Consider the following 23632-nt stretch of genomic DNA (forward strand, 5'->3'; position numbering starts at 1 on the left):
GCAAGGGGAGGGGACGAGTTCAGTAGGCGTCGCCGGCGCGCATCAACGCGCGCGCCGCGCGCAGCAGCAGGTCGACGCGGGCTTCGACCCATGGATGCGGGCGCGTGGCAAAGAAGCCGGTGGCCGGAACCGCATAACCGTCGACGATCAGGCTGGGCGTCTGCACCGTCGCGGCGATGCGCGTGGCGCCCGGACCATCGCTGATCAGCAGACGCGCGCGCGAGACGAGGTCGGTCAGCGTGCCGAGCGATGTGCGGCCAACGAAATCGGCGAGCAGGATGCCGGCCTCGACGCGCAGTTGCGTGCGAAATTCTGCCGCGAACGCGAGCTGGCCGGCGGGCCCGGTCAGCGCGACGGCGATACCGTCGTCGAGCAGACGCTGCACGAGGCCGCGGAAGCACGCTAGCCGTGCGCTGGGCGCCAGCGTCAGCACACCGGTGTGGACGCAGACGTAGCCGCGATCCTGAAGGCCGGCCTGTGACAGCAGCAAGGCGCTGGTCCCCGGTGGGGCGACGTTGCGACTGGCAGCAACGGCGGTGCCCCGCGTTTCATAAAGCTCGTTCATGTGCGCGCTCCGATCTGAGTCTGAGCAAAGCGGCGCAAGCGCCGTTCCCGACACCTGGCGGTCGGTGCGCTAGTTGGGGCCCCAGAGTTTGCGATCCGATGAGAAGGCCGGCGGGTCGCTGGCATCCATCGATTCGGCGGACGCTTCGTCGATACGATCGGATGTGGTCTGCTGCTGAGAGTGACGCAGCAGCGTTTCAGCCTGACGGCCGCTGCGTGCGGAATCCGGCCGCACGATACGGTCGCGGCGCGGGGGAGCTGGATGTTGCGGATGTGGACTGGACATGTGCGGCCTCCGTCTGAAGCAGTGACTCGATGCTTGACGGTAAAGCCGTGGCGCTGACGTCGCTCTGAACGGGGCGTTGTGGTGCGGGTTGGCGCCGGCGTCGCGCGTCGTCGTCAGCGCGGGACGAGTAATTGCACGCTGAAGCGCTGCTGCGCGTCGGTCCAGATGCGCTGGACATGCAGACCCGCCTGCGCCGCCAGATGAGCGAAGCCGGGCGGCGAATACTTGTAGCTGTACTCGACGAGCATCGCCTCGTCGGCGTCGAAGTGAATGAACGTATCGGCGACGCGTATGCGCTGCTGCCGGTGGCTGACGATGTGGGTTTCGATACGCCCCAGCGCGACGTTGTAACGCGCGCGATGCGCAAAGTGGGCGAGTTCGAAGTCCGCCTGCAGTTCGCGGTTGAAGCGGGCCAGCATATTCAATGTGAAAGCCGCGGTGACGCCGGCCGCGTCGTTGTAGGCAGACTCGATCGTCGCCTTGTCCTTGCGCAGGTCGATGCCGATCAGCGCCGCCCCATTCGCGCCGATCTGTCGCCGCATCTGCTTGAGCAGCGCGACCGCGTCGGCGGTTTCGAAATTGCCGAGCGTCGATCCGGGGAAGTAGACGACGCGACGTGCATGTGCCGGCAAATCGTGCGATTCGAGCTGAAAGCTCGTGAAGTCGGCACAGATCGGCGCGACATCCAGTGCCGGGAACAGCGCCCGCAGATCGTCGACACTCTGGTCCAGCGCCGTCGCGGAAATCTCGACCGGCACATAGCGCGCCTCGCCCTGCATCGCCTCGATCAGTCGTGCGGTTTTGCGCGCGCTGCCGCTGCCGTACTCGATCAGCAGCACGTCTTCGCCGAGCGCGGCGGCGATGTCGTCGGCGTGTGCATCGAGCAGTTCGAGTTCGGCACGTGTCAGGTAGTACTCGGGTTGATCGCAGATCTGCTCGAACAGCGCCGAGCCGCGCGCGTCGTAGAAGAACTTCGGTGACAGCCGTTTCGGCGAGCGGCGCAGACCCCCAAGAACCTCGTCGCGCAGCGTCGGCATCGCCGCGTCCTGTGCGAGTCGCTGTTCCAGCCACGATGTTCTTGCATTCATGCGTCTTGCCCCAGGCGAAAGCCCGCGAACTGCCAACGATCCGCGGGATAGAAGAAATTGCGGTAGCTGGCGCGAACGTGAGCGGCCGGCGTGATGCAAGCGCCGCCGCGCAGGACCAACTGTCCGCTCATGAACTTGCCGTTGTATTCACCGATGGCGCCGTCATCCGGCCGGTAGCCCGGATACGCGCTGTAGGCACTGCTGGTCCACTCCCAGGCATCGCCATACATCTGTTGCGGCAGGTCGCTGGTGCCGATGTCGGCGGCGAGTGGACGCAAGGCCCCGGACTCGACGAAATTGCCATGGCGATCAGGCAGGCGTGCCGCCATGTCTTCCCACTCGGCCTCGGTCGGCAGTCGTGCGCCCGCCCAGCGTGCGTAGGCGTCGGCTTCGAAGTAACTGATCGGACAGACCGGGGCGGCGGGGTCGAGGGCGACTCGGCCCGCCAGCGTGAATTCGCTGTCGAGATCATCCGACCAATACGGCGGGTGCTGCCAGGCTTCGGCGCATGCCTTGGCCCAGCCGTCAGACAGCCACAGCGTCGGACGTCGATATCCGCCATCGCGAATGAACTCGCGAAACTCGCCGTTGGTGACCATGCGGTTGGCGATGCGGTGCGGCTGCAGCAGGACACGATGGCGTGGGCTTTCGTTGTCGAACGCGAAGCCTTCACCGTCGTGGCCGATCATGACGATGCCTTCACGGCCACGATGCCAGCCGGGTGTGCGAGCCGGCTGCGGTGTGCGCGCGGTGGCCGGGCGATATGCCGGCTCCAGTGGGTTGAGCGAAAACAGGTGCAGCAGGTCCATCAGCATCAGTTCCTGATGCTGTTGTTCGTGCTCGAGTCCGAGCCGCACGAGTGCGGCAAGCTCGACACTGACGCCACGTTCGAGCCGCTCACGCATCGCCGCGTCGACATCGCGGCGATAGTCGAGTACGTCAGCCACGGTCGGCCGTGACAGCAAGCCGCGCGCCGCTCGCGCGTGCATCGGCCCGACGCTCTGGTAATACGAATTGAACAGAAAATTCCAGCCGTCACGCAGCGGACGATGCTGCGCGTCTGTCGCCAGAATGAAGTTTTCGAAGAACCAGCTGGTATGCGCCAGATGCCATTTGAGCGGGCTGGCGCTGGGCATCGACTGCAACACCATGTCCTCCGGCGCCAGTCCATCGCAAAGCGCAAGGCTGGCCTGCCGGATGCGCGCGTAAGCCCCGGCGAGTGATGATGTTGGAGCGAGTTGCGATGCGAGCGCCGACGACGTGACGCTCATGAGCCATTCGCCGGCAGCTTGCGCCGTCGCCCGGACTGCTTCGTCGCGGTCTTCTTGAGCGCCTTCTTCGCAGCACGTGGTGTGGTCTGCCGTTTGCGCTGTGGCGTCGCCGTGTGCTGTGTTGCAGGCGGTTTTTCACCCGGCATGGGGCGGCCGGTGGCCGCGGCTTCCAGGCGTTCGAGGCGTTGTTCGAGTTCGGCGACGATATGGGTGATGCCGTCGAGCGCGACGTGCAATTCGCGGACCGCCTGACGCAGAAAACGCCATCCTTCGGCGGGACGCTTGGATGCCTCGGCAACAGCGGAAAGCACTTTCTTGAACGACGGCATTCTGGTTTCTCCCAATTTGAAGACCATCACGTTCCGGCACTGAACTGTGTGTGAATGTCGTTTTGATGAAAGCCGGTGCCGGTCCACCGGCTGCGGATGGCAATACGTTCAGATCAGCGCCAGCCGCCATCGGCAGTATGAACCGCTTCGTCGTGCCGGTGCGCGGCGATGACAACCGGAGCGATGGTCGTTCATGAGTGCAGGACGAAGCCGCGACGCGGCATCGAAAAAGGTGATCTATGTCGCGCTGGCCGGCAATCTGGCCATTGCGATTACCAAGTTCGTGGCCGCTTCGCTCAGTGGCAGTGCCGCGATGCTCAGCGAAGGCGTGCATTCGCTGGTCGATACCGGCAACGAGGTCCTGCTGCTCTACGGCATGCACCGCGCGCGCCTGCCGCCGACCGCGCAACACCCGCTCGGACATGCGCGCGAGCTGTACTTCTGGACGTTCATCGTCGCGCTTCTGGTCTTCGCGGTCGGCGCCGGCGTGTCGTGCTACGAAGGCGTGTCGCACCTGCTGCATCCCGAACCGCTGGTCGATGCGCGCGTTGCGTATGTCGTGCTCGGGGTCTCAGCGATATTCGAAGGGATTTCCTGGCGCCTGGCGCTCAAGGAATTCCGCGGGACCAAGGGACGGCGCAGCTATCTGCGCGCGGCCGAGGAGAGCAAGGACCCGCGTACGTTCACGGTGCTGTTCGAGGACAGTGCGGCCCTGCTCGGGCTGATCATCGCATTCCTCGGCGTGTTTCTCGCGCACCGCTACGACATGCCGGCGCTCGACGGTATCGCATCCTTGTGTATCGGGGTGCTGCTGGCGGTCGCCGCCGCGTTTCTGGCGCGCGAGAGCAAGGCATTGCTGGTCGGCGAGGGTGCGCATCCGCAGGTCGAGCGCCGCGTCGCCACGTTGGCGGCGGCGGCGCCGGAGATTCGTCGTGTCAACCGGGTTCTGACCACGCAGCTCGGCCCCGAGCAGGTCGTTGTCGCGATCAGTGCGGAATTCGAGGACGAGCTGCGCACTCCGCAGATCGAAGCTTGCGTCGAGCGCCTCGAATCCGATATCCGCCGCCGCGATCCGCAGGTGATGCTGTTATTCATCAAGCCGCAGTCGCCGGACGTCTGGCAGCGACGTCACGGTCGGCGCAATGACGATCCGCTCGGTGTGCCGCCCGTCGACCGCGCCGAGCATTGACACATCATCGGTTCGTGCGGTGCTGCCCGGCTTCAGCGCGACGGCACGTGACTGGTGGTGACGTCGGCGATCAACCGCTCATCGGCGCCGCTGACGGTGGTGCGCACCACGGTCAGCTGACGCCCGCGTTTGACGAAGGTCGAACGCGCGCGGAACACGCCGTCCTTCTGGTTGCCGAGCAGCGCGGCGTTGAGGCTGATGGCCAGCGGGAAGCCGCTGGCGCCGGGCGTGAACTCGGTATCGCCAAAGGCCAGTACGGTGGCGCAGACATCGGCGAACCACAGAATGGCCCCGGCATGCGCAACGCCGAACGGGTTGAGGATGCCGCTCTGCACCGGCATCTCGCCGATCACCGTGTCGGTACTGCGCTCGACGATTTCGAATTCGATCTTGCCGCTGACCTGCATGTCGGGCACTCCTTTCGGGTCTGGTCGGCATTATGGCCGCACAAAGAAAAACGGCGCGGGCAGAGCGCCCGCGCCGTTGTTCATCCACAACGGATCAGCTGATGTGCTTGCTGACCAGCTTGGTCATTTCGAACATGTTGACCACGCCTTTGCCACCGAACAGCTTCTTGAGCTTGTCGTCGGCGTTGATCTGACGCTTGTTGGTCTTGTCCTGCAGGCCATGCTTCTTGATGTACGCCCAGAGATTCTTCGTGATCTGACCGCGCGGCTGAGCCTTGGCGCCGACGACTTCGGCGAGCACGGGGCTCGGCGTCATCGGTTTCATCAGCGCAGCGCTCGGCTTACGGGCGCTCTTCTTCTTGACGGCCTTCTTGGCCACAGCCTTCTTTACCGGAGCGGCCTTCTTGGCCACAGCCTTCTTTGCCGGAGCGGCCTTCTTGGCCACAGCCTTCTTTGCAGGCGCCTTCTTGGCAGCCTTTTTTGCACTCGCCTTCGCCATTAAACGATCTCCACACTGAACGCCCAAGCTGGGCGGGCTAATCGTAGCGACATATCCAGCCCGTTTGCCAACACTTTTTGCAAAAAATCCTCCCTAGGGACTCCCTAGGGAGCGCAATTGGTCAAAAAACGCTCAAAACGGGCGGAAAACCCCCAATTTCCCGGGGTCGGCCGCTTCATCCGTTCGGATGAACGAGCGTTTCAGGCGAAGCGATCGGGGCGGAAGGTCTCGAGCAGGTCGACGCGGATCCCGTCGAGCACCTCCATCGCCACCAGTTCGCCGACCAGGGGCGCCAGCGTCATGCCGCTGTGCATGGCCGCTACATAGGCGTTCGGTACAGTCTTCGACGCACCGATGATCGGGTAGCCATCGGCCGGCATCACGCGGTAGCCGAGCGTGATGTTGTCGAGCGGCACGCCGGCCAGGGCGGGCAGATAGCGTTGTGCATTGCGCAACAGCGACTCGCCGATCTCGCGCGTCGCCTCGACGCCGGGCGTGCCACCGAAGCTGGCGCCGGTGACGATGCTGCCGTCCGGGTTCTGCTTGATGTTGGCGCCAGGACCGAAGGCCAGGCGTTCGAGCACGATCGGCCGCGGCGCGGTGTGTGCGAGCAGGCCCGGCGAGTTCTTCAGTGCCACGGTCAGGCCCAGCGGTCTGGCCAGTTCCGGGCTGGCGTTGCCGGCGGCGATGACGATGCTGTCGGCGTCGATCGCCCCGCCGTTGGTGCGCACCTTGGTGACGCGAGACTTCGACAGCTCGAAGCCTTCGACCTCGACCGGAAACTCGACTTGCGCACCGAGCCGCTGTGCCCCCTGCAACAGTGCATTGGCGGCAACGCTGGGGTTGACCGTGCCTTCGATGTCATTGAATGCGGCGCCCCGCATCGTACCCGGCGTGACATCGGGCAGCAGCCGCGGCACGCGTGCCGGATCGATCATCTGTGACGGATAGCCCCAAGACTCGTGCTGACGCACCGCATCACGGACGCGGGCGACGCTCTGATCGTCGTCGAACCACTGCACGCAGCCGCCCCACTGCAGCGGCAGCATGCCGTCGCTCAGCTCCTGTTGGACGCGATGCCAGCCGGCGATGCCGCGGTGATTCATCTCGTAGTACGGATGCGGCTTCTTCGAGAACGCATTCAACCAGGCGAATGATTTTTCGGTGGTGCCGGCGGCCGGGCGTATCTTTTCGAGCACGGTGACCGACGCGCCGCGCTTGGCGAGGTGGTAGGCGATCGATGCGCCGATGATGCCGGCCCCGATGACGACGACTTTGCGCGATTCGGCGGCGCGCGCGGCGGGTAGAGCGAGGCTGTAGAGAGCGGCGGCGCTGGCCGCGAGGAAGGTTCGTCTTTGCATCGTGGGTCCTGAGGCGTTGGCCGGCCAGCGTCAGGCTCCCGCAGCACCACACGCCGCAACCGAAGGGAACGCCGTTTATATCGGCAATTCCCGGGTTATGGTCGATGCTGTCAAAAAAGATATCGCCCCGGGGCCACAACTGCGGCCCCGGGGCCCGGCATCACCGGCTTCAGAAGCGATAGCCGACGTTCAGCCCGTAACCGAACGGATCGATCTCGACCGTGCCGATCGAGCTGCCGTCGACCTTGGCCTTGGTGTCGATGTCGAACCAGCGTACGTCGGCGCCGATCTGCCAGTGATCGCTGAGGTCGAAGGCGATGCCACCGACCGCGGCGAAGCCGAAGGAGTCGTCGAGCGACAGCTTGGTGCCGGCCAGCGCGCCCTTGGTTTTTTCGTCGAAGAAGGTCGTGTAGTTGAGGCCAGCGCCGATGTACGGATGCACGGTGGTCGAGACGTTCGGATACCAGACCAGCGACAGCGTCGGCGGCAGATCGCGGGTGCTGGCGACCTTGTCGCCGCCGTCGGCGAGCTTGATGTCGTGCTTGAAAGGCACCGCCAGCAACACGTCGACGGCGAACTGCGGCGCGACGAAGTATTCGATGCTGCCGGTCAGGCCGAAGGCGCCGTCGACGTCGACGATGTCGCTGTTGTTGCTCTTCGGGTCGACATAGTGCGAGCCGCCGCGGACGATCCAGTCGCCGGTCTGATAGGCCGGAGCGGCGGCGGCGTAGGTGAGGGCGGTGGCGGCTGCCAGGGCGAGGAGGGTCTTGTTCATGGTGTGCGCTCCGGTCTTGTGGTTAGGGCGGAGCGCAGTGTTGGGCGTGACCGACCGTCGAACATTGATGACAGTCAGTGCATTTCGCCGCGGCTGTCAGGCCGCACATGTGGCCATGACCGGCGTCAAGGTCTTGGCACCGGCCGATCCCGAGAATCTGCATGCCCTCCATTGCCCGGGACGCGCAGATGAACGATGAGCCGATCCTCGATGCCGATCTGATTCGCCGCTACGGCGGCTCGGTGCCGCGCTACACCTCGTACCCGACCGCGCTGCAGTTCACGCCGCACTTCGGTCATGACGCGCTCTTGACGGCGCTGGCACGCTGCAACGAAGTGGCGGCACCGTCGCTCTATCTGCACGTACCGTTCTGCGCCAATCCGTGTTTCTACTGCGCGTGCACACGCATCATCACGCGCCAAGCGGCGGTCATCGAGTGCTATGTCGACCACTTGCTGGCCGAGATCGCCCTGTGGGCCAGCCACTGGCGCGGTGCACGCGGCGTACGCCAGCTGCATTTCGGCGGCGGTACGCCGACCACACTCGACGACACGCAGTTCGGTGCACTGATGACCGCGCTCGATCAGGGCTTCGGCTTCATCGATGATCCGGCGCGTGAATATTCGCTGGAAATCGATCCACGCACCGTCGATGCGGCGCGACTGAAGACGCTGGCGGCGCTCGGGTTCAATCGTGTCAGCTTCGGCGTCCAGGACCTCGATCCGGCGGTACAGCAAGCGGTCAATCGCGAGCAGTCGAAGGATCTGGTGGTGGCGGCCATCGATGGTGCGCGCGCCGCCGGTTTTCGTTCAGTCGCCGTCGATCTGATCTACGGCTTGCCGCGGCAGACCCCCGAGTCGTTTGCCGAAACGCTGCGCCAGGTTGCGGCGCTGCGCCCGGACCGTGTCGCCGTCTATGCCTATGCGCACATGCCCCAGCAGTTCGCCGCGCAACGGCAGATTCGTCTCGACGAGTTGCCGGACGGCGCGACCCGGCTGCAACTGCTGGAGCGGGCGCGCGCCACCTACGCCGCCGCCGGCTATCGCATGATCGGCATGGACCATTTCGCATTGCCGGAAGACGATCTGGCGCGTGCGCTCGACGCCGGCACCCTGCAGCGCAATTTCCAGGGCTATTCGACGCAGGCCGGTACCGACCTGATCGGCATCGGCGTCAGTGCCATCTCGCGCATTGCCGACTGCTATGCGCAAAACAGCAAGACGCTGGCGCTGCACGCCGCGGCGCTCGACGCCGGTCGCCTGCCGGTCGAACGCGGGCTGCACCTCGACGCCGACGACCTGCTGCGCCGCGAGCTGATCGAATCGGTGATGTGCCGAGGCGAGATCGACTACGACGCGCTCAGCGAGCGCTACGGCATCGACGTCGCCGACTACTTCGGTCACTGTGCCACGGCGTTGCAGGCGCTGGCCGACGACGGCCTGGTCGAGCTGTCTGCCGACCGCCTGCGGGTAACCCGTCGTGGCCGGCCGCTGGTGCGCAACGTGGCGCGCATCTTCGACCGCTACGCCGATCAGGCGCTCACGGGCCGCCACTCGTCGGCGATCTAGGCCGACCATGACGGTTATCAATGCTGCGGCCGCAGGCGCTCATCACAATGGCGCCCGACAGCCGGCCCGCCGGCGCAGGAAGGAGAAGGCGATGAAGCACGAAGCATCGGCCCGTTTCGGGCTCGAAATCCTGATGGTGGTCGTGGTGCCGCTGGTCGTCCTGATCGGCGGTGCGTTGGCGGCATCGTCGATGTACCGCGCCAATGCGGCGCTGTTGCCGTCCGTCCATACGCTCGCGCCGTCGCACTGAAACGTCGGGTGTGCGCGTCGTCATGCTCTCATGCACCCATGCGCCGGATGCGGCAGCGTCAAGGCCGGATGTCCCGGGACCGATCATGCCCAAAGCCCTCGATAATGGCTGCTGCGCGCGCTGTGGCGCCGCGCTGCCCGGCGGCGCGTTCGATTGCCTGCAGTGCGGCGCATCGTCGCAACGCCTGCCGCGCGAGCTGGACGTCGATGCGTTTCACGCTGTGCGCATGTCGGGCGAGCGGCCGCTGGTCGTGCATTTCCGGGCGCAGAGTTGCGCGCCCTGCCTGACACTCGATCCGGTTTTCGCGCAGGCGGCGCTGCTGCGCGCCGGCCTGTGCTTCGCGTCCTGTGACATCGATACCTATCCGTCGCTGCGGCAGGACTGCAACGTTCGCAATGCGCCGACGCTGGCGATCTATCTCGCAGGGCGGGAGCTGGGGCGCATCAGCGGCACGATGCGCTTGCAGACCCTGCTGGACTGGATCGACCGCCTGATACAAAGTGCTGCCTCGGGGGGCGCTTCGAAGCCGTAGTTTCACGGAGCTACGCGCAACGCGCCGAGGAGGCTAAGATTGCCGCACTCTCGCTGCCGTTTCCGCGTCGCCATGCCCGACAGCAAGCCCTTTGCCGTTGCCCACGATCCGCTGCGAGCGCTGCTCGAGGCGGCCGTCGACGCCATCGTACTGATCGACGCCGACGGGCGCATCGCCGCGTTCAGCCGCTCGGCCGAGGCGCTGTTCGGTTATCGCGCCGCACAGGTGCTTGGCGAAAACGTCTCGATGCTGATGCCGGAGCCGTATCGCGGCGAGCACGATCACTACATCGGCAACTACAAGGACACGGGCCGGCGCCGCATCATCGGCATCGGTCGTGAAGTCGTTGCCCGCCGTCGTGACGGTTCGACGTTTCCGATCGATCTGTCGGTCGGCGAGTACGCCGACGGCGAGGTGCGAGGCTTCGTTGGCATTCTGCGCGACATTTCCGAGCGCAAGCGCCAGGAGGCGCAGTTGCAGCGCAGCGCCGAGGAGCTGCGCCGTATCTTTGAATTCGCGCCGACGGCGATGACCACGACCGACCTGAGCGGAGGTATCGTGCGCGTCAACCGCGAATTTGCCGATCTGCTCGGTCGCGAGGTGCAAGGGCTGCTGAATGTCGGTCTTGCCGAACTGCTGCATCCGGCCGATCGCGTCGCGGCCATCGAGGTGCTGCAGGCGCTGGCCCGAGATGGTGGCGAGCGGCGCCTGGAACTGCGCTATCTGCGTGGCGACGGCTCGGAAATGACGGCGCTGCATTACAGTGCCGCGGTCACCGATGCTGAGGGGCGGCCGCAGATGATCATCACCGAGCTGGTCGACCGCAGTGCGATGCTGGAAATCACCCGCGAGGCCGACCAGCTGCGCGAACGTCTGATGCATGCCAGCCGTCTTGGCCAGTTGGGCGAGATGGTCAGCGGTATCGCCCACGAGGTGAACCAGCCGCTGACGGCGATCGCCAACTATGCGAGCGCCTGTCGCCGACTCCTGCAGAGCGGTGCGGCCAAGGCGGAAGACTTGATCGGTCCGCTCGACAAGATCGCCACGCAGGCCGAGCGCGCCGGCCAGGTGATTCGCGGCCTGCGCACGCTGGCCAGGCGCCAGGAAAGTCAGCGCCGCGAGCTGGCGGTCAACGATCTGGTGCGTGAGGTCCTGCCGCTGGTCGAGTTCGACGCGCGGCAGTCCGGCGTTCGCCTGCGCACGCTGTTTGCCGAAGGTCTGCCGACGGTGCGTGCCGACGGCGTACAGATTCAGCAGGTGCTGTTGAATCTGATCCGCAATGCCGTGGAGGCGGTGGCCGGCAGCGAGCACGGCGATGTCGTCGATGTGGTCACCAGCCTCGTCGACCCGACGCGGGTCGAAATCCACGTCGCCGATCGCGGACCGGGCATTCCGGCCGAGGCAGCGGCGCGCCTGTTCGAGCCGTTTTATACGACCAAGCCGCACGGCATGGGCCTGGGCCTGTCGATCTGCGAATCGATTGCGTCCGCCCACGGCGGTGAGTTGAGCTATTACCGCAACGAATACGGCGGCGCGACCTTCGCCCTGCGCCTGCCATGCCAGGCTTGTGCGCAGGAGGCGCCATGAGCATGCGACACGGTGCTTTGCGCGCAGCGCAAACGGGTGCGGGAGCCTGCTCTCTCATGCGAGTTGCGGCACTTGAGGCCAGCGAGAGGGGCTGCGCATGAACGAACCGCTGGTTTATATCGTCGACGACGAGCAGGCGATCTGCGACAGCATCGATCTGCTGTTGCGCAGCGTGCGGCTGCAGTCCCGCAGCTTTCATGATCCCGGCGAGTTTCTCGCCGCCTGGCGTCCGGAGTGGCGCGGTTGCGTGCTGCTCGACGTTCGCATGCCGCGCATGAGTGGGCTTGAGGTGCATCGCGTGCTCAACGACCGCGGCAGCCGTTTGCCCGTGGTGTTCATGACCGGCCATGGCGATGTGCCGATGGCGGTCGAGGCGATGCGCGCCGGCGCGCAGGACTTTCTGCAGAAGCCGTTCAACGACGACGACATGATCTCGCGCGTACAGCGTGCGCTGGCCGCCGACGCCGTGCACGCCGATGCCGCGCGCGAGCGCGCCGAAATCGAGCGCCGCTATGCGAGCCTGACGCCGCGTGAGCGCGAGATTGCGCAATGCCTGATCGACGGTGCGGCGAACAAGGCCATTGCCATCGATCTCGGCCTTTCCGAACGCACGGTCGAACTGCATCGTTCGCACATCATGCAGAAGATGGACGTGCGCGGCCTGGCGCAGCTGGTGCAGGCCTTGATGAGCGTTCAGGCCGCTCGCCGCTGACGTCAGGCCGCCTGCGGCAGGGCGCCGTTCAGCTCGCTCTGGGAGCGGCGTTGCAGGGCCGCGTCGTCGCGAATCTCGATCCGGTTGCCGTCACAGGCGATGACACCGTCGGCCTGCAGGCGGGTAAACATGCGCGACACCGTCTCAGTGGCCAGGCCGAGGAAGCGGCCGAGGTCGACGCGCGTCATCGGCAGCGTGAAGTGGTCGATCTGCGCACCGAACATGCGGCGGCGGCGCTGCAGCTGCGACAGCAGGAACGCGGCGATACGGGCCTGTGCCGGCAAACGGTCGTTCTGCAGGCGGTCCTGCAGCAGTTCGATTTCGCCGCCCAGGTCGGCGAGCAGAGCGTCGGCGACCGGCGCGCTCTCATGCATTTCGCGGCGCAAGGTGTCGAGCGGCACGCGGCAGACGCGGGTCGTGCAAAGCGCCACCGCTTCGGTGCCGTGGCGGCTGGCCTTGATCGCATCGAGGCCGGCAGTGTCGCCGGGCAGGCGGAACGCGACGATTTCCTCGTCACCCTGAACGGACGTGCGTCGCGACTTCAGTGCGCCGCTTTGCACCACGTAGACCGCATTGACCGCATCGCCGTTGCGATACAGGGTCTGCCCACGCTGCAGCTGCGTGACGGTGACGCAGCTGCCCTCGTCATCACGCACCGCATTCTGCACGCTGGCGCCGAGGCATTGGCCGTGGCGCAGACAGTTGCTGCAGGGGTCCTGGGATTGCGGGGCGGCGGGGGTGTGCAGGTTCAACATGGTCGGCTCCTTCTGACGTGCCGCCACTGTAGGCCGACGCCGCGTCGCGACCCATTCGGGATTTCGCGTAGTCGGGCTGCGGAAAGTACGTATTGCGTTGCACCCGCCGGCGTGTGGTCGCTACCCTGCGCGGCGCCGGACACGTGTTTGACGCCGGTCATTGGCCGCTCTCATCGAAACTGCCAAGCTGCACATACGGCGCACCGCTAGAATCGATCACATGCTGAATTGGCGCAAACCCAAGCCCGTCGCATTGCCGAATGTCTGGATCTCGCACGCCAGCAGCCGCCGGCATCGCATGGAAGACGGCCATCCGGAGTGTCCGGAGCGGCTCGCCGTCGTCGAGGACCGCCTGGTGTCGAGCGGGCTGGAGCTGTTTCTCGAGCGCCGCGAGGCCCCGGCGGCGCCACTCGAAGCGCTGCTGCGCGTGCACGAGGCTGACCACGTCGAGTCGGTGCTGCGCACGCATCCGGAACAAGGGCTGGTGCACATCGATCCCGATACGTCGATGAATGCGTATACCGCTGACGCCGCCTTGCATGCCGCCGGTGCCGGTGTACTCGGCGTCGAGCTGGCGATGAACAAACACGCCGGCTTCGTCTTCTGCGGCGTCCGCCCTCCGGGCCATCACGCCGAACGCCATCGTGCGATGGGTTTCTGCTTCTTCAACAATGTCGCGGTTGCCGCCGCCGAAGCGTTGGCGCGCGGTCTGCGGCGTGTCGCGATCCTCGATTTCGACGTGCATTACGGCAACGGTACGGCCGACATCTTTCGTGACGATCCGCGCGTGCTGCTGTGCTCGACCTATCAATATCCGCTCTATCCGGATTGGCACGGCGAGCCGGACGCGCCGGGGCGGGTCGATGTGCCGCTGTCGCCCGGCGACGGTAGCGACTGCTACCGCACGGCCGTACAGCAGCGCTGGCTGCCGGCGCTGGAGAAGTTCGCGCCGGAGATGCTGTTGGTGTCGGCCGGCTTCGATGCGCACGTTCGCGATCCGCTCAGCGATCTGCGCCTGGTCGAAGACGATTTCTACTGGACCGGTACGCAGATCCGGGACTTCGCCGCCAAGCGCTGTGAGGGACGGGTGGTCGCCACGCTCGAGGGCGGCTACGACCCGTATGCACTGGCCGTCTGTGTCGAATCGTTCGTGCGTCCGTTCATTGGTGCCTGAGTCCGGCGATGAGTGCGCAGAATCTCGAACGCCTGCTGCTCAGTCGCCATGCGCTGGTGATCGGCGCACCCTCGACGCCGCTCGACGAGGCCTTGCTGTCGGCACTCGGCACGCCGACACATCACGTGCACAGCGCTCGGCAGCTGGGCGCGGCGCTCGCGGAGCAGGCCGCCGCTGACGCCGTGGCGATCGTTTTCGATGCGTCGCTCGTCAATCCATCCGTGGTCGAAGCGCTGGTGGCGCAGCAATGTCGCGGCGTGGTCTGGGTTTGCGCCGAGCCGATCGATGAGCGCGTCCTGCAGGCGGCGCGACCGGGGCGCCTGCGCTTTCTCGGTCCGCGGACCGCCGGCTTCTGGCATCGCAATGGACTGGCGGCCGGGGCCTTCGCGGGCGAGCTGGTGCAAACACCGTCGCGCGGCATCGCCCTGATCGCGCAATCCGGCTCGATTGCCTCGGCGGCGATCGACTGGGCGGCGGGGCGCCGCATCGGCTTTTCGTGGGCAGTGACGACCGGCGCCGAGGACGATGCCGACGTTGCCGACTTTCTCGATGTCGCCGCGCTGGATCCGTCGACTCGCGGCGTCATCCTGCAGCTGGGCAGCATTCGTGGCGGGCGCAAGTTCATGTCGGCGGCGCGCGCCTGTGCGCGCGTCAAACCGGTCGTCGTCCTGCAAAGCCGCGCCAGTAGCGAGGAAGGCCGGACCACCGCCGATCCGGTTCGCAGTGCCGCCTTTGCGCGCGCCGGCCTGGTCGAGAGCGAGACCTTGGATGGCGTGTTCGACGCGCTGTCGGCACTGGCGCGAATACCGGCGCGCAGCCAGACCCGGGTGTTGGCGCTCGGCAATGGCGCCGGCGTCTGCGCGCTGGGCCTCGACGCCGTGCTGCGCTATGGCTTGACGCCGTCATCGTGCAGTGACGAAAGCCTGGCCTATGTGCAGACGCAGGCGCCGCGCGCGCGCCGCCTCGACCGCGCACTCGACCTCGGTCCGACCGAACCGCAGGCCTTGGCGCGTATCTGTCAGCGGCTGCTGGATGACGACAGCATCGACTACCTGTTGCTGGTTCACAGCCCGTCGGTCGATTCGCCGCACGAGCCCTGTGTCGCAGCGCTGCGCGATGCGCACCTCGACCCACGCCTGGTGACCGTCTGGCTGGGGCTGAAGACCGCATCGACCGCACGCACGCAATCCGTGGAGGCGGGGCTGTCGACCTTCGTCACTGCCGGCCAGGCGGCGCGCGCGCTGCGCTATCGCTGGCTGCACGGCCGCACCCGCGAGTTGCTGATGCAGACGCCGCCGACGCGGGCGCAAAGTGCCCGCGACCGCAATGCCGCGCACCGCATCGTTGCCGCGGCGATCGCCGCCGGTCATGTGCAACTCGATGGCGAAACGGCGCAGCGTTTCGTCGCCTGCTATGGCATGCGCGCATCGTCGGCCGCGGGCGCTGGCGACGCCTTCGATCTGGAGCTTTGCCGACACCCGGAGCTTGGCGAACACCTGACGATCACCGCGGTCGGCGGCGTGCTGCGATCGACGACGGCACGCGGTTTCGCACCGCTCGATGTCTTGCTGGCGCGACGCATGATCGAAGACATGCAGCTGACTCTCGATGGCGCGCAGCTTGGTGCACTGGCAACGCGTTTGCACGGCGCCTTGCTGAATCTGTCGGATATCGCGCTCGAGCATCCGTCGGTGCGGACGCTGCGTGTGCGCTGCACGATCAGCGCCGAGATGCCGGCACCCGTCTACGGTGATGCCACCGTGGACCTCGATCCGGTCTCACAGGACGAACGCCGGCGGCTGGTGCTGGCGCCGTATCCGGAGGTGCTGTCGCGAACACTGACGACGCGCGACGAACGTCGCTACCACATGCGAGCCGTGCGTCCCGAGGATGAGCCGGCGTTGATCCAGCTGCTCGAGCGGATGCGCCCCGAGGATGTTCGCCTGCGTTTTTTTGCGACCATTCGGCGCTTCTCGCACGAAATGGTCGCGCGCATGACGCAGGTCGATTACGACCGCGAGCTGGTGCTGGTCACCGAGCCCGAAGGGATGCCCGGCGCCCTATGCTCGGTCGCGCAGCTGATCCTCGATCCCTACGGCGAGGCCGGCGAGTTCTCGATTCTTGTCGAACACGCGCACGCTGGGCGGGGGCTGGGCCGCATGTTGATGGAGGAACTGCTGGCGCACGGGCGGCGCTGCGCATTGACGCTGATCTACGGCGACATCCTGCGGCAGAACACGCCGATGCTGACGTTGGCCGAGCACCTGGGGTTTGAATTCCGGCCGCACGAAGACCCGGATTGCCGGCGCGTCGAGTTGGCGCTGCCTCCGCGTGACGAGGCGGCCCCGGTCGATCGCCGCCACCGCTGGGTCTGGTCGCGCAGCGGGTCCTGATCCCGCTGTTGTTTGCTGCGCCGCCCCAGCGCCAGGCGCTAGCTCTGTAGCGCGAGCTGCTGCAAGGCGCTGGCCGGCATCAGCCCCGGCTGCTGGCGTATCAGCTGGCCGCTGCGGAACACGGCAAAGTTCGGAATGCTGCGCACGGCGTAACGCGCCGACAGCGCCGGCTGCGCTTCGGTGTCGACCTTCAGCACGATGGCGCGACCGGCCAATGCCTGCGCGGCGCGTGCCACCTCCGGTGCCGCGCGCTTGCACGGACCACACCATTCGGCCCAGAAGTCGACGAGTACCGGCACCGTCGCCTGCGCGACGATGGCGTCGAACTGTGCGGCGTCGACATTGACCGGTACGGCCAGCGGCGGCAACTCGGCCTTGCAGGCGCCGCAGCGTCCGCTGTCGGCCAGGTGGGCAGCGGGAACGCGGTTGCCGCGACCGCACGCGGGACATTGTCGAATCAGACTCATCTCGAACTCCGGGCGCCCAAGGTGGCGCCTCCTGCAGATGGGGACGCGCCCGTGCCAATCAATAGTTGCCGCCGACCTTGATGCCCGTCATGTCGCGATCGCGCGGATAGCACGACGCTAGCGCCCTCAGACCTTTATCAGGAGATTCGACATGAGCGATTCCGAAAAGCTGGCGCTGAACGATGAGCTGGCCGCGCTGCGCGCCACCCGCGACGAGCTCAAGCTGCAGGCACATCTGCTGCGGGCCGAGGTGCGCGATCGCTGGAATGAACTCGAAGCGCACCTCGATGCCCTGAACGAGCATCTGGGGCGCGCCGAGGTCGCAGCGCAGACGGCGCGCGGCGAGGTCGATGTCGCGGCACAGCTGATGCTCGATGTGCTGAAGAACGGCTACGCGCAGATACGCGGTGCGCTGCGCGGCTGAACGTGGCACGCACAACGCATGGCGTGCAAGCCGCCGCCATGCGCGATGCAGGGCCGAAGCGGACGCTCGCCATGACTTGAGCCGGGCACGCCGCTTGCGCGCCACCTCAACAGAGTCCGGTCATCCCCCCTGGCCGGATCCTCTATCGACTCGCGCCATAACCCCCCGTGGCGCGACCGTGCGCAGCGGTCCGCCGGCAACGGTGCGGCGCTGCGGTTGAACCGGTGGCCAGGAGGCCGCTGATTCGATGAGGACTGCGGCGGATGTCGGCGTCCGCCGCAGCTCTTTTTATGTTTGGTTAGACCGGCATGCACTCGCTCAACTAGTCGGTCGCCGTGAACCGCTTGAGTTCTGCAACAGCCTGTTCCGGGCTTGTCGCCGCTGGTGCGGTGGCGAGTTCCAACTGCGCGCGCAGACATCGGTCGGATGCGGTCCACAAGGCGAGATACAGATTCCGGCACAGTTCATAGGCCTGCTGGCCAGCCCAGTCGGCGTCGAGCATCGCCAGTGGCAGGCGCGGGTCGTGCAGGCTGGCGCGCCGGAAGTGATGAATCAGCAGGGTTCTGGCGATGAAGGCCTGCTCATCGCTCAGCTTCAGCGCCGGCAGTACATTTTTCGCGAGCGCAGTGAAGTCGGCGATAAAAGCGCGATAGCGCGCGGCGATCTGCTCCAGAGGCCACGCTTGCCGAGCCAGTGGCGTCAGTGAGGTGCCGACGACGCCGGGCAAATCGGTTGCACTCAGCAGCAACAGCGAATCGCCGAGGTCCAGACGTTCGATCAGCGTACGCAAGGCTTGGCGATCGGCATTCGGGTGCACGTAAAGGCCGTTGGCAAGTGCGGCAAAGCCCTCCCATTCGAGTTCGCGGCGCAGCTCGCTGCGATCGGTCCCGTCGCCGCCGCGCAGCGGCAGCGCCAGCGTCCACTGGCCGCCCCAGTCCTTGGGCGCCGGCGCGTAGATGCGGTGGTCGGCCTGTGCGATGCGCGCGAGACCTGTGCGGGTGATGGCATAGCGGCTGCGCCGGCCATCACGCTCCGCTTCGAGCCAGCCTTCGTCGGTGAGGCGGAAAATCGTGGTCCGTACCAGGCGCTCGTTGAGTCCGAACGGCGCGGCGAGGGTGATCAGCTCGCCGAGCCAGAAATCGCTTTGCAGCGGTGCCAGCGCATCGCCAAGCAGCGTCACGAGCAGCGACTTTCCCTTGGGCGCGTCTTTGGTCAGCAGCGATTGCAGCCAGGCGTTGAATTTCATGCGATGCGGCGCGCAGTGGTGTCGATAGGCTGCGCACGATAACGGACGGCGAGGCTCAGCTCAAAACGATACATAAAATAAAAGTGATACATAAAAAATGTAGACAATAAAAAGTTAGTGTCATATAGTCCTCTTATCAAGCGGCGTGAAGCGCGCCACAGAAACGGAGGACGAGCATGTATGCGCAGCTAGTGGAAACCGGCGCCCAGCGCGTTCGCGGCACCGATGAACTTGAGGGCCAGGAACGGGTCTTCCAGGAGCGCATCGATGCCGGCGTGAAGATCGAGCCGAAAGACTGGATGCCGGAGGGCTATCGCAAAACGCTGGTTCGACAGATCAGCCAGCACGCGCACTCCGAGATCGTCGGTCAGTTGCCGGAAGGCAACTGGATCACGCGCGCGCCGACGCTCAAGCGCAAGGCCATCCTGCTCGCCAAAGTCCAGGACGAGGCCGGTCACGGCCTGTACCTATACAGCGCGGCAGAGACGCTGGGTGTTTCGCGTGATGCTCTGATCGCGCAACTGCACGCCGGCAAGGCCAAGTATTCGAGCATCTTCAACTATCCGACGCTGACCTGGGCCGACATTGGTGCGATCGGCTGGCTGGTCGACGGGTCGGCGATCATCAACCAGATTCCGCTGTGTCGGTGTTCGTACGGTCCTTATGCACGGGCCATGGTGCGCGTCTGTAAGGAGGAGTCGTTCCATCAGCGGCAGGGCTACGACCTGTTGTTGGCATTGTGCAACGGCACGCCCGAGCAAAAGGCGATGGCCCAGGATGCGCTGAATCGCTGGTGGTGGCCGGCGCTGATGATGTTCGGCCCCAGCGATGCCGATTCGGTCAACAGCGCGCAGTCGACACAATGGGGCATCAAGCTGTTCAGCAACGACGCGCTGCGTCAGAAGATGGTCGACCAGACCGTGCCGCAGGCCGAGTACCTGGGCCTGACGATCCCCGACCCCGATCTGAAATGGAACGAGGAGCGCGGCCATTACGATTTCGGCGCCATCGACTGGGACGAGTTTTTCAACGTCATCAAGGGCAACGGTCCGTGCAATCGCGAGCGCCTGGCGACGCGCGTGCAGGCGTACGAGGACGGCGAGTGGTTCCGTGAGGGCCTGAACGCTCACGCCGACAAGCAGGCGGCGCGTGGCGCCGCTGCCGCCTGATCGTCAAGCCGCTTTCGAGGAGAGCGAAATGAAAAAAGAATGGCCATTGTGGGAAATCTTCATCCGCAGTCAGCACGGCCTGGCGCACAAGCACGTCGGCAGCCTGCATGCGCCCGACGCGGAGATGGCGGTCAACAATGCGCGCGACGTCTACACGCGACGCAATGAGGGCGTGAGCATCTGGGTTGTGCGTTCGGCCGACATTGTCGCCAGCAGCCCGGACGACAAGGAGCCGTTGTTCGAGCCGTCGAACAGCAAGGTCTATCGGCATCCGACGTTCTTCCCGATGCCGGAAGCCGTCAAGCACATCTAGTCGCTCGCGACGCGGCGGCCCAGGCGGCCGCCGATCCCAGGAGATTTCACATGTCGCAGACCGATGCTGCGCAAAAGCTGGCGTATGCGCTGCGTTTTGGCGATACCGCTCTGGTTCTCAGCCATCGCCTGTCCGAGTGGTGCGGCAAAGGCCCTGCGCTCGAAGAGGACATGGCGCTGGCCAATACCGCCCTCGACCTGCTTGGGCAGGCGCGGCACTGGTTGACGTATGCCGGTGAGCTCGAAGCTCAGGGGCGCGACGAGGATGCGCTGGCGTATCACCGTAACGACCGCGAATTCTTCAATCTGTTATTGGTCGAACAGCCGAACGGCAACTATGCCGATTCGATGGTGCGGCAATTCTATTTCGATGCCTGGCATGCGCTGGCGCTGCGCCGCCTGCTGGCGTCGAACGACGCGCAGATGGCAGCGATCGCCGAAAAGGCGCTCAAGGAAGTCAGTTATCACTTGCGCCGCAGCAGCGATCTGGTGGTCCGTCTTGGCGACGGCAGCGAGCGCAGCCACGCGATGATGCAGGCCGCCGCCGACGCGTTGTGGGCGTATACCGGCGAGATGTTCATGGGCGACGCGGTCGACGCCGATGCCGCGGCGCAGGGCTACGGGTTCGATCCGGCGTCGCTGCGCGCGCCGTGGCTGGACTATGTACGCGAGGTGTTCGACGAGGCGACGCTGACGTTGCCGAATCCGGATGCGTGGATGCATCAGGGCGGCAAGCAGGGCCGTCACGGTGAGGCGCTGAGCTATTTGCTCGGCGAAATGCAGGTGCTGCAGCGCAGCTATCCCGGGGCGCAGTGGTAAGACCGTGAACACCGTTGCCGCCACACAGATCGACACCACCCGTATATGGGACTGGCTGACAGCCGTTCCGGACCCGGAGATTCCGGTGATATCGATCGTCGATCTGGGCATTGTCCGCGACCTGCGCTGGAATGCGCAGGCACAGACCTGTCACGTCACGGTGACGCCGACGTATTCCGGCTGCCCGGCCACCGAGGTCATCAATCGCGACATTCGCAGTGCGCTGCAGGCGCAAGGCATCGAGCGGGTCGAGATCGAGATCCGCCTGTCGCCGGCGTGGACCACCGACTGGCTGGCCCCGGCGGCGCGCGAAAAGCTGCGCGCCTACGGTATCGCGCCGCCGGTTGGGCGCAGCACCGACGGTCGAACCGAGCACGTCGTCGACCTGCGCCAGCTGCGGCGGGCGCCGCCGGCACCGGACGTCGTTTGTCCGCATTGCGGTTCCCCCCACACCGAAATCACCAGTGTGTTCGGCTCGACGCCGTGCAAGTCGCTGTATCGTTGCCGCGACTGCCGCGAGCCGTTCGACTACTTCAAGTGCCACTGAACGGCACGAGGTTAGAATCGATGAGCAAATTCCACGGACTGCGGGTTGCCAGCCTGACGCCGGAAACGCGTGACGCGGTGGTCGTGACCTTCGACGTGCCGGACACCGCACGCGAGGCATTCCGCTTCACGCAAGGTCAGCATCTGACGCTGCGCGGCCAGTTCGACGGCGAGGAAGTGCGCCGCTCGTATTCGATCTGCGCGGCACCGGACGAGGGCGCGCTGCGCATCGCCATCAAACGTGTGCAGGACGGCTTGTTCTCGACCTGGGCGAATCGCGAGCTGCAGCCGGGGCACGTCATCGAGTGCATGGAGCCATCCGGGCATTTCCACGTGCCGCTCGAACCGGCGCTGGAGCGCCATCACGTCGCCTTCGCGTCCGGCAGCGGCATCACCCCGGTGCTGTCGATCATCAAGACCACGCTGGCCGCCGAGCCGCAAAGCCGCTTCACGCTGTTCTACGGCAATCGGGGCTCATCGTCGGTCATCTTCAAGGAAGAGCTTGAAAACCTGAAGGACCGCTACCTGACGCGGTTCAACCTCGTGTTCGTATTAAGCCGAGAACCGCAGGACATCGAGCTGTTCAATGGGCGGATCGATCGCGACAAGTGCGATCAGCTGCTGGAGCGTTGGCTTGACCCGACCGACATTGATGTTGCCTATATCTGCGGCCCGCAAAGCATGATGGAAGCGGTATCCACCAGCCTGCAGGCGCACGGCGTCGATAAATCGCGAATCAAGATGGAGTTGTTCGCGAGCGGCTTGCCGCGCGTGCCGCGGGCGCGGCCGGCGGCCAGCGCCGAGGCGCAGGCGGACTGCAAGCTGACGCTGATCCAGGACGGCCGTTCGCGCGAGATTTTCATCGCGCGCAACAAGGAAACCATTCTCGACGCGGCGCTGGAGCAGGGCATCGAGCTGCCGTACTCGTGCAAGGGCGGCGTCTGCTCGACCTGCCGCTGCAAGATGACCAAGGGCGAGGTCGAGATGGACGCCAATTTCGCGCTCGAGGACTACGAGGTCGCGCGCGGCTTCATTCTGACCTGCCAGAGCTATCCGCTGACCGACGAGCTGGTGCTCGATTTCGATCAGGAAAGCTGAGCGCGCGATGGCCTACGAGCTGCTGATCGTCGAACGCCGCGACCGTGTCGGGCTCATTCGTCTGAATCGCCCCGAGGCGCTGAACGCCTTGTCCTTGCCGCTGCGCGACGAGCTGAAGACAGCGCTGGCGGCGTTCGATGCCGACGCCGGCATCGGCGCCATCGTCATCACCGGCGACGGCAAGGCCTTTGCCGCAGGCGCGGACGTGCGCACGCTCAGCGGCTGGACGAGCGAAGACGCGCGGCAGTCGACGTCGCTGCGTGGCGCCTGGGACCAGCTCGAACGCGGCCAGACACCGGTGATCGCCGCCGTCGCCGGCTTTGCGCTCGGCGCCGGCTGCGAGCTGGCGATGATGTGTGACTTCATCCTTGCCGCCGACAACGCCCGCTTCGGCCAGCCGGAGATCAAGCTCGGCACCATCCCCGGCGCCGGCGGTACCCAGCGTCTGGTGCGCTTGGTCGGCAAGAGCAAGGCGATGGAGATGGTGCTGACCGGACGCATGATCGACGCCGCCGAGGCCGAGCGTTGCGGACTGGTTTCACGTGTCGTGCCGCAGGCCGGGTTGCTCGACGAGGCACTGAAGGTTGCAACGGCGATCGCCGCGCTGTCGGCGCCGGCCGTGCGCATCGCACGCGCAGCCGTCAATCAGGCGCTGGAAACGACGCTGGCCGATGGCCTGGCCTGCGAGCGCCGTCTTTTCGAATCCACTTTTTCGCTCGCCGATCGGCGTGAAGGCATGAGTGCCTTCATCGAGAAGCGCAAGCCGGTGTTCAGTCACGGCTGAGCGAATGTCACGATCCAGGAGGCTTCC

The 23632-nt window shown here is 65.8% G+C and carries 27 protein-coding genes; 15 read left to right on the forward strand and 12 right to left on the reverse strand.

The window, feature by feature from the left end; genetic code table 11:
* Window positions 1-19 precede the first annotated feature (19 nt).
* The 5 genes from G7Y82_RS14235 to G7Y82_RS14255 all read right to left on the reverse strand — a co-directional run bounded on the left by G7Y82_RS14235 (window position 20) and on the right by G7Y82_RS14255 (window position 3565).
* Complete coding sequence (locus G7Y82_RS14235) at window positions 20-565, reverse strand: glycosyltransferase family 9 protein (protein ID WP_168148801.1); 546 nt, start codon at window positions 563-565, stop codon at window positions 20-22.
* Window positions 566-634: 69 nt separating this feature from the next.
* Window positions 635-850, reverse strand: a complete 216-nt coding sequence (locus G7Y82_RS14240) for a hypothetical protein (RefSeq protein ID WP_168148802.1) — start codon at window positions 848-850, stop codon at window positions 635-637.
* Between the two features lie 113 nt (window positions 851-963).
* Window positions 964-1938: an L-histidine N(alpha)-methyltransferase gene (gene egtD / locus G7Y82_RS14245; protein WP_168148803.1), complete on the reverse strand. Its 975-nt coding sequence runs from the start codon at window positions 1936-1938 to the stop codon at window positions 964-966.
* Window positions 1935-3209, reverse strand: coding sequence for an ergothioneine biosynthesis protein EgtB (gene egtB / locus G7Y82_RS14250; protein ID WP_168148804.1), 1275 nt, complete (start codon window positions 3207-3209; stop codon window positions 1935-1937). The genes egtD and egtB overlap by 4 nt, the downstream gene beginning before the upstream one ends.
* Window positions 3206-3565 (reverse strand): hypothetical protein, encoded by a 360-nt coding sequence (locus G7Y82_RS14255; protein ID WP_168148805.1) that lies wholly within the window; start codon window positions 3563-3565, stop codon window positions 3206-3208. Before G7Y82_RS14255 ends, egtB begins: the two co-directional genes overlap by 4 nt.
* A 166-nt stretch (window positions 3566-3731) precedes the next feature.
* Here G7Y82_RS14255 and G7Y82_RS14260 point away from each other — a divergent pair, with 166 nt between their 5' ends.
* Entirely contained in the window at window positions 3732-4727 is a 996-nt protein-coding gene (locus G7Y82_RS14260) for a cation diffusion facilitator family transporter (RefSeq protein WP_168148806.1), read from the forward strand.
* A gap of 32 nt (window positions 4728-4759) precedes the next feature.
* Here G7Y82_RS14260 and G7Y82_RS14265 read toward each other — a convergent pair whose 3' ends face one another.
* The 4 genes from G7Y82_RS14265 to G7Y82_RS14280 all read right to left on the reverse strand — a co-directional run bounded on the left by G7Y82_RS14265 (window position 4760) and on the right by G7Y82_RS14280 (window position 7769).
* Window positions 4760-5134: a PaaI family thioesterase gene (locus G7Y82_RS14265; RefSeq protein WP_168148807.1), complete on the reverse strand. Its 375-nt coding sequence runs from the start codon at window positions 5132-5134 to the stop codon at window positions 4760-4762.
* Window positions 5135-5228: 94 nt separating this feature from the next.
* On the reverse strand, window positions 5229-5633 hold the full coding sequence (locus G7Y82_RS14270) for an SWIB/MDM2 domain-containing protein (RefSeq protein WP_168148808.1): 405 nt from the start codon (window positions 5631-5633) through the stop codon (window positions 5229-5231).
* Between the two features lie 200 nt (window positions 5634-5833).
* Complete coding sequence (locus tag G7Y82_RS14275) at window positions 5834-6994, reverse strand: NAD(P)/FAD-dependent oxidoreductase (protein ID WP_168148809.1); 1161 nt, start codon at window positions 6992-6994, stop codon at window positions 5834-5836.
* A 169-nt stretch (window positions 6995-7163) separates the two neighbouring features.
* Window positions 7164-7769 (reverse strand): OmpW/AlkL family protein, encoded by a 606-nt coding sequence (locus G7Y82_RS14280; protein WP_168148810.1) that lies wholly within the window; start codon window positions 7767-7769, stop codon window positions 7164-7166.
* A gap of 161 nt (window positions 7770-7930) precedes the next feature.
* Between G7Y82_RS14280 and hemN the strand changes: the two genes are divergently transcribed.
* The 5 genes from hemN (at window position 7931) to G7Y82_RS14305 (ending at window position 12418) form a co-directional block, all read left to right on the forward strand.
* Window positions 7931-9337, forward strand: a complete 1407-nt coding sequence (hemN, locus tag G7Y82_RS14285; RefSeq protein WP_240954311.1) for an oxygen-independent coproporphyrinogen III oxidase — start codon at window positions 7931-7933, stop codon at window positions 9335-9337.
* Between the two features lie 91 nt (window positions 9338-9428).
* Window positions 9429-9587 carry a hypothetical protein gene (locus G7Y82_RS14290; protein ID WP_168148811.1) on the forward strand — a complete coding sequence of 53 codons (159 nt, stop codon included), beginning with the start codon at window positions 9429-9431 and terminating at the stop codon, window positions 9585-9587.
* 85 nt (window positions 9588-9672) lie between these two features.
* Window positions 9673-10119, forward strand: a complete 447-nt coding sequence (locus tag G7Y82_RS14295) for a thioredoxin family protein (protein WP_168148812.1) — start codon at window positions 9673-9675, stop codon at window positions 10117-10119.
* A 72-nt stretch (window positions 10120-10191) separates the two neighbouring features.
* Window positions 10192-11706 carry a PAS domain-containing sensor histidine kinase gene (locus G7Y82_RS14300; RefSeq protein ID WP_168148813.1) on the forward strand — a complete coding sequence of 505 codons (1515 nt, stop codon included), beginning with the start codon at window positions 10192-10194 and terminating at the stop codon, window positions 11704-11706.
* Window positions 11707-11803: 97 nt separating this feature from the next.
* A complete protein-coding gene (locus tag G7Y82_RS14305; RefSeq protein ID WP_168148814.1) occupies window positions 11804-12418 on the forward strand; it encodes a response regulator transcription factor in 615 nt (204 codons plus the stop codon).
* Between the two features lie 2 nt (window positions 12419-12420).
* Here G7Y82_RS14305 and G7Y82_RS14310 read toward each other — a convergent pair whose 3' ends face one another.
* Window positions 12421-13173 (reverse strand): Crp/Fnr family transcriptional regulator, encoded by a 753-nt coding sequence (locus G7Y82_RS14310; RefSeq protein ID WP_168148815.1) that lies wholly within the window; start codon window positions 13171-13173, stop codon window positions 12421-12423.
* A gap of 220 nt (window positions 13174-13393) precedes the next feature.
* On the opposite strand from G7Y82_RS14310, the gene G7Y82_RS14315 reads away from it, so the two are divergent.
* Both G7Y82_RS14315 and G7Y82_RS14320 read left to right on the forward strand, forming a co-directional pair.
* Complete coding sequence (locus tag G7Y82_RS14315; protein WP_206370722.1) at window positions 13394-14347, forward strand: histone deacetylase family protein; 954 nt, start codon at window positions 13394-13396, stop codon at window positions 14345-14347.
* Window positions 14348-14355: 8 nt separating this feature from the next.
* Window positions 14356-16740 (forward strand): bifunctional acetate--CoA ligase family protein/GNAT family N-acetyltransferase, encoded by a 2385-nt coding sequence (locus G7Y82_RS14320; RefSeq protein ID WP_168148816.1) that lies wholly within the window; start codon window positions 14356-14358, stop codon window positions 16738-16740.
* A 38-nt stretch (window positions 16741-16778) separates the two neighbouring features.
* Here the strand turns inward: G7Y82_RS14320 and G7Y82_RS14325 are convergent, their stop codons facing one another.
* Window positions 16779-17207, reverse strand: a complete 429-nt coding sequence (locus tag G7Y82_RS14325) for a thioredoxin family protein (protein WP_168148817.1) — start codon at window positions 17205-17207, stop codon at window positions 16779-16781.
* Window positions 17208-17358: 151 nt separating this feature from the next.
* On the opposite strand from G7Y82_RS14325, the gene G7Y82_RS14330 reads away from it, so the two are divergent.
* The gene (locus G7Y82_RS14330) at window positions 17359-17631 is read left to right on the forward strand and encodes a hypothetical protein (RefSeq protein WP_168148818.1); all 273 of its coding nucleotides are present in this window, start codon (window positions 17359-17361) and stop codon (window positions 17629-17631) included.
* Between the two features lie 322 nt (window positions 17632-17953).
* Here G7Y82_RS14330 and G7Y82_RS14335 read toward each other — a convergent pair whose 3' ends face one another.
* Entirely contained in the window at window positions 17954-18877 is a 924-nt protein-coding gene (locus G7Y82_RS14335) for a PaaX family transcriptional regulator (RefSeq protein ID WP_168148819.1), read from the reverse strand.
* Between the two features lie 176 nt (window positions 18878-19053).
* Between G7Y82_RS14335 and paaA the strand changes: the two genes are divergently transcribed.
* Genes paaA through G7Y82_RS14365 form a run of 6 tightly spaced genes read left to right on the forward strand, consistent with a single transcriptional unit; the run spans window position 19054 to window position 23605 of the window.
* Window positions 19054-20046 carry a 1,2-phenylacetyl-CoA epoxidase subunit PaaA gene (gene paaA, locus G7Y82_RS14340; RefSeq protein WP_168148820.1) on the forward strand — a complete coding sequence of 331 codons (993 nt, stop codon included), beginning with the start codon at window positions 19054-19056 and terminating at the stop codon, window positions 20044-20046.
* A gap of 28 nt (window positions 20047-20074) precedes the next feature.
* Window positions 20075-20359, forward strand: a complete 285-nt coding sequence (paaB, locus tag G7Y82_RS14345; protein WP_168148821.1) for a 1,2-phenylacetyl-CoA epoxidase subunit PaaB — start codon at window positions 20075-20077, stop codon at window positions 20357-20359.
* Window positions 20360-20409: 50 nt separating this feature from the next.
* Window positions 20410-21177, forward strand: a complete 768-nt coding sequence (paaC, locus tag G7Y82_RS14350) for a 1,2-phenylacetyl-CoA epoxidase subunit PaaC (RefSeq protein ID WP_168148822.1) — start codon at window positions 20410-20412, stop codon at window positions 21175-21177.
* 4 nt (window positions 21178-21181) lie between these two features.
* Window positions 21182-21724 carry a 1,2-phenylacetyl-CoA epoxidase subunit PaaD gene (paaD, locus tag G7Y82_RS14355; protein WP_168148823.1) on the forward strand — a complete coding sequence of 181 codons (543 nt, stop codon included), beginning with the start codon at window positions 21182-21184 and terminating at the stop codon, window positions 21722-21724.
* A 20-nt stretch (window positions 21725-21744) separates the two neighbouring features.
* Window positions 21745-22821 carry a 1,2-phenylacetyl-CoA epoxidase subunit PaaE gene (gene paaE / locus G7Y82_RS14360; RefSeq protein ID WP_168148824.1) on the forward strand — a complete coding sequence of 359 codons (1077 nt, stop codon included), beginning with the start codon at window positions 21745-21747 and terminating at the stop codon, window positions 22819-22821.
* A 7-nt stretch (window positions 22822-22828) separates the two neighbouring features.
* Window positions 22829-23605, forward strand: coding sequence for an enoyl-CoA hydratase-related protein (locus tag G7Y82_RS14365; RefSeq protein ID WP_168148825.1), 777 nt, complete (start codon window positions 22829-22831; stop codon window positions 23603-23605).
* Window positions 23606-23632 lie beyond the last annotated feature (27 nt).

Origin of the sequence: Solimonas marina (assembly GCF_012241385.1) — a bacterium.
In the GTDB taxonomy this organism is placed as follows: Bacteria; Pseudomonadota; Gammaproteobacteria; order Nevskiales; family Nevskiaceae; genus Solimonas; species Solimonas marina.